The sequence below is a fragment of the Bradyrhizobium sp. UBA2491 genome (genome assembly GCF_002341725.1).
Taxonomy (GTDB): domain Bacteria; phylum Pseudomonadota; class Alphaproteobacteria; order Rhizobiales; family Xanthobacteraceae; genus Bradyrhizobium.
In genome coordinates this window covers 55,700-69,676 of record NZ_DDOP01000017.1, presented here as the reverse complement: position 1 = coordinate 69,676, position 13,977 = coordinate 55,700, and the positions used below count along the sequence as shown (strand labels likewise).

Sequence of the window (13,977 nt, the reverse complement as noted above, 5' to 3'; positions counted from 1 at the left end):
GCCGGTGCCTCGGCGCGAACTGATCCAGGATAGCGTGGCGGGATATCGAGAATGGCCAACGACCTGTCCGTTCGGTTCGTGGATTATCTCCGCCAGAACAATCACCTTGCGTCGGTCGATGGCGCGGCCGACCGCACCGGGCAGGGCGCCGACGTCAGGCAAATGAAGCTGTGGGAGGTCACCAGCCTCTCGCCGACCGAGTTCGCCGACGAAGCCGGGCGCTTCTTTGCGCTCGGTCGCCTGACGCTTCAGGACATGACATCGGCCGAACCGCTCGTCGGATCGTTCTCGCCGCGTTTCCTGCGCGAGACCATGGTGTTCCCGTGCCGGGTAGCCGACGGAAGCACGGTCCTCGCGGTCGTCGATCCGACCGATCAGGCAACGCTGCGCGCGGCGCAGATCGTGCTTGGTGCGGGCATTCAGGTGAAAGTGGCGTCGTCGGAAGACGTCGCCATCGCGTTGAACAACTCCTCGAGCGCCGAGGAAACCGAGACCGCCGATACGGCGACGGCGCTTCCCCGCGAAGACGACATCGAGAGCTTGCGCGATCTCGCCAGTGGCGCGCCTGTCGTGCGCGCGGTCAATGATCTGATCGAGAAGGCGGTCGAGCTCCGCGCCAGCGACATCCATATCGAGCCGTTTGCCGCCGGCCTGATGGTGCGCCTGCGCATCGATGGCCTGCTGCGGCCGGTTGCGGCGTTGTCGGGCGTGCTCCCGCAGGCGGTGGTCTCCCGCATCAAGATCATCGCCAATCTCAATATCGCCGAGCGGCGCCTGCCGCAGGACGGCGCGGCGCGGCTGCGCGCCGGGCGTACCGATATCGACATCCGCGTCGCGATCATGCCGACGCAGCACGGCGAATCTGCCGTCATCCGCATCCTGCCCAAGGATCGCGGCCTGCTGGTGGTCGAGAAACTCGGATTCTCGGAGCCTGACGAGACCAAGCTGCGGCGGCTATTGAAGCTGCCGCACGGCATGATCGTGATCACCGGACCGACCGGCAGCGGCAAGACCACGACGCTGGCGACGATCCTGTCGATCCTCAACGAGCCCACCCGCAAGATCCTGACGATCGAGGACCCGGTCGAATATGAGATCCCCGGCGTCAACCAGTCCCAGATCAAGCCGGCGATCGGCCTGACCTTCGCGACCGCGCTGCGTTCGTTCGTTCGTCAGGATCCCGACGTCATCATGGTCGGTGAAATCAGAGATTCCGAAACCGCGCATGTCGCTATCCACGCGGCGCTGACCGGGCATCTGGTGCTGACCACGCTGCATACCGAGACGGCGGCTGCCGCGGTGCCACGGCTGCTCGATCTCGGGGTCGAAGGCTATCTGCTCCGCTCGGTGCTGCGCGGTGTGATCGCGCAGCGTCTGGTCCGGCAATTGTGCGAACGCTGCAAGACGCCGCGGCCGCTCGCGGCAGCGGATTTTGCCGAGGACCCGCGGCTCGCCGCGCTCGGGTTCCGGGCCGGCGAGATCATCCAGGAGCCGTGCGGCTGCGAGCGCTGCGGCGGCACCGGCTATCGCGGCCGCCTCGGTGCGTTCGAGCTGCTCGAACTGTCGAATGAACTGCGCGAATTGATCGGAGAGCGAACCGACGGGTTGAAGATCGATACGATGGCGATCCAGGCGGGCATGACCACGATGCTCGATGACGGGGTTGCCAAATGCCGCGCAGGATTGACCTCGCCCGCCGAGGTCCTCCGCGTCGCGACGGTGCGGTGACGCCGTGCCGAATTTCCGCTATCGCGCCCTGACCCAGGCCGGCGAGATCGTCAACGGCACGATCTCCGCTCCGACCGCGGCCGAGGTGGCGCGGCGGATCGAATATCTCAAGCTGCTTCCGATCGAGACCACCGAAGACAAGCGTGCGTCCAACTCCGTTGGCGGTCGCAGCCTGTTCGGCGGGCCGAGTGCCGCCGAGGTCACCACCTTCACGCGGGATCTCGCGCTGCTGCTCAAGGCCGGCGCGCGGCTCGACGATGCCCTGGAGCTGTTGTCCGGCGATGCCGATGTCGGCCGGATGCGTCCGGTGGTGGCCAAGATGCGCGCGGCGCTGCTCACCGGCGAGAGCTTTGCCGATGCCGTGACCGATCATCCCGCTTTGTTCCCGCCGATGTACATCGCCCTGGTCCGGGTCGGAGAAATCTCCGGCACGCTCGATTCCGTGCTGGAGATGCTGGGGACCGAGCGCGCGCGCTCCGAGCAGATGCGGCGGAAGCTGACCGACGCGATGCAGTATCCGGCCTTCGTGCTGGTCGCCGCATCCGGCGTGATGCTGTTCTTCCTGCTGTTCGTGCTGCCGCAATTCTCGACCGTGCTCGGCGATTTCGGCGGCAAGTCGGATACGGCGCTGGCCAATTTCATCGCGGTGTCGGATTTCCTCCGCGCCAATGCGACCGCGGCGAGCCTGACCGCTGCCGCTACCATCGCCATCGCATGGTGGCTGCTGCGGCAGGCGCGCGTACGCGCGGCTCTGGTCAATGGGATCTCGCGGATTCCCGGCATTCGCAGCGCCTTCCATTTCTATCGCGCCAGCCTGTTCTGCCGCAATCTCGGCGTCCTGCTTGGCAGCGGCGTCAACCTGACGGCCGCGTTGCGCATCCTGGTCGACATCATGTCGGTGACCGGGAGCGAGGCGAACTGGACCGCGGCGGCGGACCGGGTCCGCCACGGCGGAAAATTGTCGGAAGCGCTCGCCGTGGCAGACAGCCTGCCGCCGATGGCGGTCCGCATGCTGCGGCTCGGCGAAGAGACCGGGCAGTTGCCGGTGCTCGCCGGGCGGGTGGCGGAATTCTACGAAGCAAAATTGCAGCGCAGCCTGGACCGCGTCGTGGGCATCGTCGGTCCATTGGCGATCATTACGATCAGCACCGTGGTCGGCGGACTGATCGTGTCGGTCATGACGGCGCTGCTCTCGGTCACGCAACTCGTCGGTTAAGCAGGGATCATCGGCCATGAAATCGCGCAACGCAATCATCGAGACATTATCCATCCGAGCGGGACGCGGCCGGGCGCGCACGCAGCGAGCAGGGCGTTGCGGGCAGGCGGGCTTCACGCTGGTCGAAATGCTGGTGGTGATCGCGATCATCGGCCTCATCATGGGACTGATCGGCCCGCGGGTTCTCAACTATCTCAGCGAGTCCAAGGTCAAGACCGCGCGCATCCAGTTGCAGAGCTTCTCCAGTGCGCTCGACCTGTACTATCTCGACGCCGGCCGCTTCCCCTCGACGGCAGAGGGGCTTGCGGCGCTGGTGCGGCGGACACCGGGTGTCGCGGCCTGGAACGGACCGTATCTGAAGGGCGGCAACGTTCCGAACGATCCCTGGAATCATCCCTACATCTATCGCTCGCCGGGCGAGCACGGGCCCTATGACATCGTCTCCTACGGCGCCGACGGCCAGGAGGGCGGCAGCGGCACCTCCGCCGACATTTCGCTCGAGAAGGCGACCGCCGCCAACACCGACCAGCAGTAAGGGCGTACGGCACGCATGAATCTCGCCACGCAGCGCGGCTTCACCCTGCTCGAGATGGTGTGCGTGCTCGCCATCATTGCGCTGCTGGCGGCGGTGCTGCTGCCGTTCATTCCGCATCAGACCTCGCGATCGCGGTTGCAGGCCTACGCGCTGCAAACCGCGACGCTCTTGAAGGCGGATCGGAATGCGGCCATCGAGCGCAGCAGCAGCGTTGCGACGCTGGTCGATGCCGCGAGCCGGGTGATCCATTCCGGCGCGTCACGCATGACGGTGCGGATCCCCGATGACGTGCGGCTCGATGCGGTGCTGCCGCAGAGCTGTCAGCGTCATGCCGCGCTGTCCACCATCCGGTTCTTCGCCAATGGCGGTTCCTGCGGCGGCTCCATCGCGCTGACGCGGCTCGATGCGGGATACGAGATTCGCGTCAACTGGCTCACCGGAAGGGTTGAAATCGTTGCTCGCGACGTCGCCACCAACTGACCGCGCCGATGCGGGCTTCACGATCATCGAGGTGCTGGTGGCGCTGGCGCTGGTCGCAGTGTCGATCGTGGCGATCGGCGCCGTCATGGGCGTCAAGACCCGCGGCGTCAGGGCGATGGAGCAGCATGTGGCGCTGATGCAAGAGGTGCGCACATTGATGACGGTCGGCATTCCGCCTCGCGCGGAATTGCAGCCGGGTACGACGAGTGGGCAGGCGGAGGGCTTCCGCTGGACCGTCGATGTCAGTCCGCTCGGTGGTGACTGGAAGGTGCCCGACGGCAACGTGCCGTGGGCTCCGGAACTGGTGAGGATTCGCGTCAAGTCGCCGGGCGGCGCGTTGTCCGACATCCGCACCGTGCGCCTGATGCCGAGGTCGTCGGAATGATTTCGGCAAGCGCAGCACGGTGGAGACATGAGCGCGGCTTCACGCTGATCGAGACCATCGTCGCGCTGGCACTGATGGGGCTATTGCTGTCGGCGCTCGCCAGCATCACGGCGCAATGGCTGCCGAGCTGGAACAGGGGGCTCGACCGCATCCAGCGCAGCGAACTGATCGGGATCGCGCTGGAACGGATCGGCGCCGATCTCGCCGCGGCCGAGTTCGTCGCCGCCAACCGCGACACCCACAAGCCGCTGTTCGACGGATCGGAATTGTCGGTGACGTTCGTACGAACAGCGGTGGGGCCGAATGCGGGGCCGGGGCTCGACGTGGTGCGGCTCGGCGAGACCAGGGATCGCGGTGAGTTCGTCACGGTCCGCTCTCAGGCGCGGTTCACCCCGCTGGCCGACGGCGTGTCGCTCTCGGAGCAGGTGCATCTCGGCAGCCCGGTCGTGCTGCTGCGCGCGCCCTATCGCCTGTCGTTCGCTTATGCCGGCACCGATCGAAGCTGGAAGAGCGTATGGAAGGATGCGGAAAAACTCCCGACGATGATCCGGCTGACCGTCCGCGACGCGGCGAGCCAGCGTGTCCTGTCGGTCTCAACCATCGCGCCGCTTCATGTCCAGATTCCGAGCGACTGCACCAAGCCGGACGGCAATTGCGGCGACAAGGCCAGTTCCGGTACTACGACCGATCAGGGGAAGACGTGATGGGCGCGTTCGGCGATATCGGTCGACTGCGGGCCAATCGCGGCTTCGTCATCGTCGCGGTGCTCTGGATCCTGTTGGCGCTGTCGTCGCTGGCGATCATCTTCTCGGCCTATCTCGCCGCATCGGCGCGGGCATTGGCGGCGAGCGACATATCGTTGCAGACCGAGGCGCTGGTGTCGGCCGGGCTCGAGCTCACCGCGTATCAGCTGACGCTGACGGATGACAAGACCAGACCGCGGCAGGGTGCGTTTCATTTCGGGCTGGACGACGCCAGCATCGGCGTGACCTTCACGTCGGAGGCGGGCCGCATCGACCTCAACTACGCGTCGAAGGAAATGATGAGCGCACTCTTCGTCGTGCTCGGCGCCGACAAGGACGCGGCCTCCGAATACGCCGACCGGATCGTCGGCTGGCGCACCCGACCGACGCCGGGCAGCGAGAATGTCGAGGCGGCGCGCTACAATGCGCTCGGCTATTCGCCGCGCCAGGGTTTGCTCACCCATGTCAACGAGCTGGCATTGGTCGCCGGCATCCCCGAGGCGCTGGTCGATCGCGCGCTGCCGTTCGTCACGGTGTTCAACGGCGGCGCGGATGTCGATCCGAAGATCGCCGCGCCGGAAGTCGTCCTTGCGATGGATCGCGCGTCGGGGAAGCCGCAGGACGGATTCGGGAGGTCTACCGGCGCCGCTGATGCCATCTCCGGCGCAGCGCAGACGCAAACCCAGCAAGGCGCGGTATCGACCGCGCAAAGCCCGTGCTACCGGATCGCGATCTCGATCCGATTCCGCAATGGCCACCGCACCACGTCTGAAGCGGTGATCGCGCTCGGCGACAAGGTCGAGCCCTATCGTGTGTTGTCCTGGCAGAACGATGTCGAGCCGCGAAGTCCGGTTCTGCCTCGCGGGAGAGGTTGATGGCCATGCTTGCCGAGGCACGACAATGGTTTGAACAATGGATCGGCGCGGTCGCGGTCACCGTCGACGGCGTCGCGGGCAGGTTCATGCGCCGGCGCAGCGTCGAGCTCGACGAGAATGCCGACGGAACGTTCACCGCGCGTATCGCGCAGGCGAAGGATGGCGCGCTCGCTGCCCCGGTTTCGTTCCGGCTCGATCAAGATGCGCCGCTGCCGCAGCTTTCGGCGGACTGGAAGGCTGCGTTCGACGGTTGCCGGATCGAGGCGCGATTGCGATCGGATCACATCGTCAGCCGCGTGCTCGATTTCCCAAGCCAGGCCGGCGACTTCCTCGACGGCATGATCCGCGCCCAGGTCGACCGGCTGACACCCTGGACCGCCGCCGACGCCGTGTTCGGCTGGGGACCGCCGCAGCCGATCGCCAACGACCGCATCGAGGTCGCGTTCGGCGCGACCGCTGCGGCCAAGGTCGATCCGTTGCTCCGGCTGGCGAAGACGCTCGGTGCCGCCTCGATTGCGGTCTCGGCGCCGGCGACCGGCGGCGACGGCGTGCCGCTGCTGGTGACGTTGCTCGACCGGCCGCTGCGCGGCCTCGCCGGACCGGCGGTCCCGCGTCTGCTGCGTGTTGGTCTGGTCTCGGCGGCTGCCACGGCCGCAGTATGCCTGCTGCTGAACGTCTATCTCGGTGGATGGCTGCAATCGCGGCAGGAAGACCTGCAACACCGCATCTCGCAGCGCCGTGCCGCGCTTCGCATCGACGCAAACGGCGACGGGTCCGGTCTCGGTCTACTGGCCAAGCGCAAGCAGACGACACCGTCGAGCGTGATGGTTCTGGAAGCGATCTCGCGCGTGCTGCCCGACACGACTTATGTGACCGAGCTGCGCATCGAGGGCAACAAGGTGCAGGTGGTGGGCATGACCCAGGATGCACCATCCCTGATTCGGCTGCTCGAGCAGTCGCCGCAGTTCACCCGCGCCACCTTCTTCGCGCCGACCACGCGCGCCGCGAATGAATCGGCGGAGCGGTTCCACGTCGAAGCCAACATATCAGCCTATTTCGGGTCCGGCACATGAGTGCAGCATCGCGATCGCTCGCAACCGTCAGCACCTCGCCGCTGGTCGCTACCGCAAGCTACCTCGGCCTGTTCATCCTGCTGCTCTTCGTCGTCATCTCCTCGCTCTCCGATCTCGTGGGCCTGCGCAGCGATGTCGCGGCATCGACCGGGATGCTGGAGCAACTCGAGGGGCGTTCCAGGCCAAATGCCGCCGGCCAACCCGCCATGCCGGCCGGGTCCGCCTATCTCGAGGGGGCGACCGTCACGGTTGCCGGCGCCACCCTGCTGCAACGCGTATCGGGCGCGGTGATCAAGGCGGGCGGCAACGTGCTGTCGACGCAGCTCGAGGTTCCGAACGTACCGGCCAAGGCCGGTTTCATCAGCATGGTCGCGAGCTGCGAGATCGAACAGGCGCAGTTGCAACAGGTGCTCTACGATCTCGAAGCCGGCATGCCGTTCCTGTTCATCGATCAACTGGTCGTGCAACCGGTCGCCGACGAGGCGGCCAAGGGCGGCGATCCAGGCAAGCTGCGCGTGTTGCTCGGCGTGTCCGGACAGTGGCGGGGAGCCAGATGATGCAACGCTTCGCGGCGATCATCTTGCTGTGGGCCGTGTCGACGCAACTGGCTCCTGCCGCCGTGCCTGACCGGTCCGGCGATGCACTCGATGCCGGACTGCTCGACGATACCCGCCTCGGTGGACCGGTGCTGACCTCGCCGCCGCCATCCGAGCCCGTCACGTCGGTCCGGGTGGCACCCTCGCCGGCGCCGACGCCGCGGCCGCTCAGTGCGAACCCGTTGTGGGGCATCCCGCTCAAGACCCTGTCCAATACGCGCGATCGTCCGGTGTTCTCGCCGTCGCGGCGACCGCCGCCCGTGGCCGTCGCCGAGCCGGAAGTCAGCAAACCGTTGCCGCCGCCGCGCAAGGTTGCGGTCGAGCCACCGCCGCTGTCGCTGGTCGGTACCATCACCGGCGATGACGCGAGCTTCGGAATATTCCTCGATCAATCGAACAAGACCGCGTTGCGGCTGAAGGTCGGTGACGACTTCCAGGGGTGGAAGCTGCGCTCGATCAATGGACGCGAAGCCACGATGCAGAAGGACGAGCAGGGCGCGGTGCTCGCATTGCCGCAGCCCGGCGGCGAAGCGAACGGCGATGTCCAGTTCGTTCCAGTCAGTACGGAACGGAGGCCGCTGGCGGCGCGGCGCCAGATGTGACGCGAGCATGATCCGGACAAGCGCGAAGTGGCTTTCCGAAAACGATCATGCTCGAAGGATCCGGCCAAACAACGATCCAACCCGATCGCAGCCAATCGGGAATGATGCCGTGGCGAGCATCGATCGGCGCCGCCGCACGGCACAACATGCAAAGCGCTCCATAAGCTCCAATGAAATAGAGAGCTTCGCGGTCGATCTGCATGGTGGCGGGACAAGTGTGACGCGTGCACGTCCATTGTTGCAACAGACTCGTGCGTGTTGAACAGTTCGTTTCGATTGATCAATCGCCGTGCGATGGGTGTGCGAGATCGTGATCGTCACCGACAACATCGAAGCAGAAAAGATGCGACAAAAAGTCCGCGCTGTCACAAATCCGCATAGGATACCGACAATAGTTCGCACCGCTACATGCCGCGAACCCTTCGCGGCAGATGAGTGGGCTGACCATGCACAAGATGCGAGTGGCGGCGTGCCTGGCTTTGCTGGCGACGCTGGCAGACGTGCGCGCCGCCAATGCCGGCACGCTCGAGGAGGGCGCCGAGCGCTATCGGCCGTATCTGATCGAGGGCGTTGCCAGCGCACTGGCAGGCGCGCGTGCGCTGCGTGCGCGCGCCGCTGCGGCGGATCTGCCCGGTGCAAGGAAGGCCTGGTTGTCGGCACGCGCCGGCTGGGAGCGCTCGGAGGTGTTCACCGCGGGTTTTGTGCCCGAGCTCGACGCCCAGATCGACGCCTGGCCAAACGCCGATAGCGGCTTCCACGCCATCGAAGCGAAGCTGTTCGGGGCGGGCAGCACCGACGTCGGCACCGATGCGACGGGGCTCGTCGAACATTTGAATGACCTCCACGGCAAGCTGAACGATATCAAGCTCACGCCGCAGGGCCTGCTGGACGGTACGGTGCGGCTTGCCTACGAGGTCGGTGAGAGCAAGGCAGATGGTGGCGAGTCACGCATCAGCGGCACCTCGCTGGAGGATATGCGCAACAACATCGCCGGCATCGACTTCGCCTATCGCACGATATTCTCCGCGGCGCTCAATGCGGTGGACGGCAAACTCGACGAGATGGTGACAAGCCGGATCAAGCGGCTCGACGCGATCGTCGCCACGCCCGACCTGCCGCATGTCGATACTGCTGCGTTGCGCCAGACCAGCGAAGAACTGGTCATCGCGCTACAGGGCGCTTCGGCCAAGCTCGGATTGCAGCGGCCGACCCTGGAGGCCCAGGCGCGATGAAATCGCTTCACAGGTGCCTGGCCGTGCTGCTCTCCGGCGTCATCGCGCTTGCACTGCTCGGGCGTGCGGTTGCCTTCCCGGTCGACGGCGACAAGACCGTGTTGCCGGTTGCAACGGAGCTGAACGAGGATGCACTGGACAAGCCGCGCGAGGTGTTCCAGTCCGAGCGTACCGGCAGCAAATCCTATCTCGTCAATCTCGGTGATCTCGCGTTCAATTCGCCGGGACTGCTCGGCGAGGTGGCTCGGCAGGCCGGCGTGAGCTGCGGCACCTGTCATGTCAACGGCGCGAACAATTCCAAGTTCTTCATGCCGAAAATGTCGAGCCGGCCCGGCACGTTCGACACCACCGGGCCGCTGTTCAATCCCAAGGCCAACAATCTGGCGTTCGACCCGGTGCGGATTCCGAGCCTGCGCGGCACGCGTTATCTTGCGCCCTACGGCGCCGATGGCCGGTTCGCCTCGCTGCGTGACTTCGTCCGCAACGTCATCACCAGCGAGTTCGCCGGACCGGAGCCGTCGCCGGCAACGCTCGATGCGATCGTGGCCTATCTGCACGACATCGACTTCCTGCCCAACCCGAGCCTTGGTCCGGCGGGGCGGCTGGCGGGCAAGATCACCGATGCGGAGCGTCGCGGTGAAGCGTTGTTCTCCAGGCCGTTTCCGCACGATCCTGCGCTGAGCTGCGCGGGTTGCCACGTTCCGTCGGCAGGCTTCGTCGATCACCAGCAGCACGACGTCGGTTCAGGCGGTCTGTTCAAGACGCCGACCTTGCGCAACGCGGATTTCAATGCGCCGTATTTTCACGACGGCCGCTTCGACAATTTCAACCAGGTCGTCGATTATTTCGACCGGACTTTCCAGCTCGGCCTGTCGACGCAGGACAAGGGTGACCTCATCGCCTACCTGACGGCGGTGGGCGACGGCGTCCAGCCCTATGAGCGCGACGGTGCCGGTGCGACGCTCAAGGAGATCAACGACTTCTCCTCGGTGCTCGCGACTGCGATTCCTGCTGGCGACAAGGATACAGTTGCGCTTGCGGTCGACACGATCGGCCGCGAATTGCGCGAGCTGACCGAGCAGTATCCCGATCGAAAGAACACCAGCGTATCAGGCGGCGAGCAACAGCGCGTGCTTGCGCGCAACGGCCTCAAGGAGCTGGTGCTCACGCTGCGGCGAATCGAGATGGCCGTCGCAGCTGGACGCAACGCAGATGCTGCCGCTGAGTTCAGGAATTATCGCAATCTCACGGCAGCTGCCGTTCCGGCGTTGCTCGCCAGCGCCGAGCCATGGTCGCTGTTCAACCAGGACGTCCATGATCAGCATTACGCTGCGCTTCGCGAAGTGATGCGCGCCAGGCACGTTCAGCACTGACGGAGCATTCCTGACGAGCATTCGTGGTCTTCGCAGTCGCGTTGATCACGCAATCGCTATTCGATCGATTGAGGTGCGTGAAGATGCAGCTCGCTGCTGCCGATGTCTCCACAGAAAATCTTTGAACGTTTCGAAATTTCTTATGTGGGTTCACGGGAGCGAAAATTCTGCGTCATGTTGTCGCATTAAGCAGGTTGTGTTGCTAACCGCAAACACCTGAGGTCGACAATGAGTTTGAATTACAAAAAGCACTGGCGAACCAGCACCGCGCTCTGCATCGCGTCGACGGTGCTCGTCGCAACGGCTGCATATGCCGCGCATTATCCCGGCGGTCACAGTGATTGGGACAAGCGTTCGCATCACAATCATCGCGCGCATCAGGAGGCAGATCGCGCCAGGAATGATCATGGTGGCGAACATGGTGACAAGGATCACGGCGGCAAGACCGCTTCGCCGATCAAGCATGTCATCATCCTGATCGGTGAGAACCGCGGTCTCGATCACACCTTCGGTGTGTACAAGCCGAAGGGCAAGGGGCAGACCATCTCGAACCTGCTGTCGAAGGGCATCGTCAACGAGGACGGAACGCCGGGGCCGAATTTCGCCCAGGCGCAGCAGTTCTCGGTCGCGGGCCAGCCGTCGTTCTATATCGGCGCGCCGGCGATCGCGAAGTCGCCCTACAACGCGACCAACGCGATGCCGCAGCCGAACACCAACGGCACGCCGACCGCGCAGAGCGACACCGGGGCACCGTTCAAGACGATCGCGGAAGCCAGTGTCGAGAAGGACATGGATCCGAGCGATCTCGACATCCTCACCACCGGCTTCAGCGGCCTGCCGACCGGTGTGCTTGATACCCGCGTTCCCGGCGCCGGCGGTCTGAATGGACCGTTCCCGTTGCAGGGCGAGCAGATCAGCGACGACGACTACACCGGCGACACGACGCATCGTTTCTATCAGGACTGGCAGCAGGAAGACTGCAGCGTCGCCAGCGCCACCAAGAAGAACAATTCGGGTTGCCTCAACGACCTGTTTCCGTTCGTGATGGCGACCTACTCGGCGTCCAACAAGAGCATGGCCAACTCGATGGGCTTCTACAACGCCCAGCAGGGTCAGGCCCCGGTCCTGAAGATGCTCGCCGACCGCTTCACGCTCGGCGACAATTTCCACCAGTCGTTCCACGGCGGCACCGGCGCGAACCACTTCATGCTCGGCACCGGCGATGCGGCGTTCTGGAGCGACGGCAAGGGCAACCCGGCGACGCCGCCGGCCAGCCTGATCGCCAATCCGAACCCTGCTTCGGGCTCGGTCAACCGCTACACCGTCGACGGCAATTTCAGCAATTGCTCTGACGTGTTCCAGCCCGGCGTGAAGCCGATCGTCAATTACCTCAACAATCTGCCTTACGCGGCCGAGCCGAACTGCAAGCCCAACCACTACTACATGCTCAACAACACCAATCCGGGCTATCTGCCGAATGGCGCGCTGTCCGGCGGCAACAACCTGCCGCCGTCGCCGGTTCGCACGATCGGCGATGCGCTGATGGAGAAGAACATCTCCTGGGCGTACTACGGTGGTGCGTACAACGACGCCGTGGCGCTTTCGAACGCTGCGGTCGCTGCCAACCCGTCGAACCCGAACCTCAGCGCCGCGGCGGTTGCCGATCCGGCGCATGCGCTCGGTGTCGCCTATTGTCAGATCTGCAATCCGTTCCAGTATGCGACCTCGATCATGGCCAATCCGGCCACGCGCCAGGCCCATATCAAGGACACTGCCGATCTGATCACCGCGATCGAGAAGAACTCGCTGCCCTCGGTGTCGTTCGGCAAGCCTGACGGCCTGCTCGACGGTCATCCGCAGAGCTCGAAGGTCGATCTGTTCGAGGCCTATGTCCTGAACGTGCTCAGCGCGCTGGATAACAATCCGGAACTGAAGGCTGAAACCGCTGTCTTCATCACCTGGGACGAAGCCGGCGGCTACTGGGATTCGGGCTATCTGCAGTCGATCGACTTCTTCGGCGACGGACCGCGCATGCCGATCCTGATCCTGTCGCCCTATTCGACCGGCGGCAAGATCTACCACAACTACGGCGACCACGTTTCGCTGCTGAAGTTCATCGAGCGCAACTGGGCCCTCCAGCCGCTCACGAACCGTAGCCGCGACAACCTGCCGAACCCGACCTACTCGAGGAACAACGAGTACGTCCCGACCAACAGCCCGGCGCTGTCCGACATGTTCGACGCGTTCGACTTCAACAAGCCGGTCACGCTGTCCTACACCGAGTGATCACGTCCCCGTCCTGAACGAGGTCGTGATCTGAATTGAGGCCGGCGCCGATCGAGCCAATGGTTCGATCGGCGTCGTCATGTCTTGCTTGTCCACGGCCTGATCGATCGGAACACGCGATGAAGCACGACGAGACGAATTGCCCGACTGGCCGGAACGTCGCTGCTTGGTTTCTTGCCGTTGCGATCCTGGCTGATATTCCGACGCCGGTCATGGCGCAGCAGTTTTCGGCCGACCTCGTGGCGCGGAAAGACCAGGCGATCAGCACGCTCGGGACACTGCATGTCGCGGGCCAAAAGGCGCGGATCGAAGCAACCGCGTTGCCGGACGGTTTCTTCCTGATCGATGCCGCGAGGCCCGTGGCGCATTTCGTCCGTCCCGGCGCGCATGTTTTCATGGACGCGAGGCAATCGAGCCGGCTGACCCAGATGTTCGTACCGGTCGATCCGGACGATCCTTGCCGGCAATGGCAGGCGTTCGCGCAGCTCGCCGCACCGCTCGATCCCGCGACGTGGCGCTGCCAGCGCGACGGAACGGACAGCGTCGCGGGGCGCAGCACCGACGTGTACCGCGTCACGGCACCGTCCGACGCCGGCTTTGTCGGCTGGATCGATCGCGCGCGCAGATTCCCGGTGCAGGTCAGGATCGCGGACGGCACGCTGATCGCGGCGGATCACATCCGCGACGAGCCCCAGCCGGCGCATCTCTTCGAGATTCCTGCTGGTATCCGCAAGTTCGATCCGCAGGCGCTGATCCGCCGGATTCAGCAGAGCGACGTCTGGGTGGCGCCGCCGGCTTCGCAGTGAGCTGTCACGATCCGGCCAGAGCCCTTCCCGTTCCGATGGAATCGGAA

14 protein-coding genes are annotated in these 13,977 nt (G+C 65.0%); all 14 read left to right on the top strand.

Going from position 1 to position 13,977, the window contains the following annotated elements:
- Positions 1 to 51 precede the first annotated feature (51 nt).
- Positions 52 to 1,728: a GspE/PulE family protein gene (locus B2W55_RS05625; RefSeq protein WP_024584703.1), complete on the top strand. Its 1,677-nt coding sequence runs from the start codon at positions 52 to 54 to the stop codon at positions 1,726 to 1,728.
- Between the two features lie 4 nt (positions 1,729 to 1,732).
- Positions 1,733 to 2,944 (top strand): type II secretion system F family protein, encoded by a 1,212-nt coding sequence (locus B2W55_RS05620; RefSeq protein ID WP_024584704.1) that lies wholly within the window; start codon positions 1,733 to 1,735, stop codon positions 2,942 to 2,944.
- Between the two features lie 16 nt (positions 2,945 to 2,960).
- The gene (gspG, locus tag B2W55_RS05615; RefSeq protein WP_024584705.1) at positions 2,961 to 3,479 is read left to right on the top strand and encodes a type II secretion system major pseudopilin GspG; all 519 of its coding nucleotides are present in this window, start codon (positions 2,961 to 2,963) and stop codon (positions 3,477 to 3,479) included.
- Between the two features lie 15 nt (positions 3,480 to 3,494).
- Positions 3,495 to 3,959 (top strand): type II secretion system protein, encoded by a 465-nt coding sequence (locus B2W55_RS05610; RefSeq protein WP_024584706.1) that lies wholly within the window; start codon positions 3,495 to 3,497, stop codon positions 3,957 to 3,959.
- Positions 3,934 to 4,344 (top strand): prepilin-type N-terminal cleavage/methylation domain-containing protein, encoded by a 411-nt coding sequence (locus B2W55_RS05605; protein ID WP_145987244.1) that lies wholly within the window; start codon positions 3,934 to 3,936, stop codon positions 4,342 to 4,344. Before B2W55_RS05610 ends, B2W55_RS05605 begins: the two co-directional genes overlap by 26 nt.
- Positions 4,341 to 5,048 (top strand): PulJ/GspJ family protein, encoded by a 708-nt coding sequence (locus B2W55_RS05600; RefSeq protein ID WP_024584708.1) that lies wholly within the window; start codon positions 4,341 to 4,343, stop codon positions 5,046 to 5,048. Before B2W55_RS05605 ends, B2W55_RS05600 begins: the two co-directional genes overlap by 4 nt.
- Positions 5,048 to 5,962: a general secretion pathway protein GspK gene (locus B2W55_RS05595; protein WP_024584709.1), complete on the top strand. Its 915-nt coding sequence runs from the start codon at positions 5,048 to 5,050 to the stop codon at positions 5,960 to 5,962. The genes B2W55_RS05600 and B2W55_RS05595 overlap by 1 nt, the downstream gene beginning before the upstream one ends.
- Positions 5,962 to 7,035: a PilN domain-containing protein gene (locus B2W55_RS05590; protein WP_024584710.1), complete on the top strand. Its 1,074-nt coding sequence runs from the start codon at positions 5,962 to 5,964 to the stop codon at positions 7,033 to 7,035. Before B2W55_RS05595 ends, B2W55_RS05590 begins: the two co-directional genes overlap by 1 nt.
- Positions 7,032 to 7,592 carry a type II secretion system protein GspM gene (gspM, locus tag B2W55_RS05585; RefSeq protein ID WP_024584711.1) on the top strand — a complete coding sequence of 187 codons (561 nt, stop codon included), beginning with the start codon at positions 7,032 to 7,034 and terminating at the stop codon, positions 7,590 to 7,592. The genes B2W55_RS05590 and gspM overlap by 4 nt, the downstream gene beginning before the upstream one ends.
- Entirely contained in the window at positions 7,592 to 8,233 is a 642-nt protein-coding gene (locus B2W55_RS05580; protein ID WP_244468606.1) for a hypothetical protein, read from the top strand. Before gspM ends, B2W55_RS05580 begins: the two co-directional genes overlap by 1 nt.
- Before the next feature lie 446 nt (positions 8,234 to 8,679).
- Complete coding sequence (locus tag B2W55_RS05575) at positions 8,680 to 9,465, top strand: EfeM/EfeO family lipoprotein (protein ID WP_024584713.1); 786 nt, start codon at positions 8,680 to 8,682, stop codon at positions 9,463 to 9,465.
- Positions 9,462 to 10,838: a cytochrome c peroxidase gene (locus B2W55_RS05570; RefSeq protein WP_024584714.1), complete on the top strand. Its 1,377-nt coding sequence runs from the start codon at positions 9,462 to 9,464 to the stop codon at positions 10,836 to 10,838. Before B2W55_RS05575 ends, B2W55_RS05570 begins: the two co-directional genes overlap by 4 nt.
- A 228-nt stretch (positions 10,839 to 11,066) precedes the next feature.
- On the top strand, positions 11,067 to 13,124 hold the full coding sequence (locus tag B2W55_RS05565; protein ID WP_244442333.1) for an alkaline phosphatase family protein: 2,058 nt from the start codon (positions 11,067 to 11,069) through the stop codon (positions 13,122 to 13,124).
- A gap of 212 nt (positions 13,125 to 13,336) precedes the next feature.
- Positions 13,337 to 13,930: a hypothetical protein gene (locus tag B2W55_RS05560; protein ID WP_291532190.1), complete on the top strand. Its 594-nt coding sequence runs from the start codon at positions 13,337 to 13,339 to the stop codon at positions 13,928 to 13,930.
- The last annotated feature ends 47 nt before the right edge of the window (positions 13,931 to 13,977 follow it).

Bases quoted from the DNA above. Each gene is read 5' to 3' on its own strand.
- B2W55_RS05625 (WP_024584703.1), top strand. From the start codon at position 52: ATGGCCAACGACCTGTCCGTTCGGTTCGTGGATTATCTCCGCCAGAAC.
- gspG (WP_024584705.1), top strand. From the start codon at position 2,961: ATGAAATCGCGCAACGCAATCATCGAGACATTATCCATCCGAGCGGGA.
- B2W55_RS05610 (WP_024584706.1), top strand. From the start codon at position 3,495: ATGAATCTCGCCACGCAGCGCGGCTTCACCCTGCTCGAGATGGTGTGC.
- B2W55_RS05600 (WP_024584708.1), top strand. From the start codon at position 4,341: ATGATTTCGGCAAGCGCAGCACGGTGGAGACATGAGCGCGGCTTCACG.
- B2W55_RS05595 (WP_024584709.1), top strand. From the start codon at position 5,048: ATGGGCGCGTTCGGCGATATCGGTCGACTGCGGGCCAATCGCGGCTTC.
- B2W55_RS05590 (WP_024584710.1), top strand. From the start codon at position 5,962: ATGGCCATGCTTGCCGAGGCACGACAATGGTTTGAACAATGGATCGGC.
- gspM (WP_024584711.1), top strand. From the start codon at position 7,032: ATGAGTGCAGCATCGCGATCGCTCGCAACCGTCAGCACCTCGCCGCTG.
- B2W55_RS05580 (WP_244468606.1), top strand. From the start codon at position 7,592: ATGCAACGCTTCGCGGCGATCATCTTGCTGTGGGCCGTGTCGACGCAA.
- B2W55_RS05575 (WP_024584713.1), top strand. From the start codon at position 8,680: ATGCACAAGATGCGAGTGGCGGCGTGCCTGGCTTTGCTGGCGACGCTG.
- B2W55_RS05570 (WP_024584714.1), top strand. From the start codon at position 9,462: ATGAAATCGCTTCACAGGTGCCTGGCCGTGCTGCTCTCCGGCGTCATC.
- B2W55_RS05565 (WP_244442333.1), top strand. From the start codon at position 11,067: ATGAGTTTGAATTACAAAAAGCACTGGCGAACCAGCACCGCGCTCTGC.
- B2W55_RS05560 (WP_291532190.1), top strand. From the start codon at position 13,337: ATGGCGCAGCAGTTTTCGGCCGACCTCGTGGCGCGGAAAGACCAGGCG.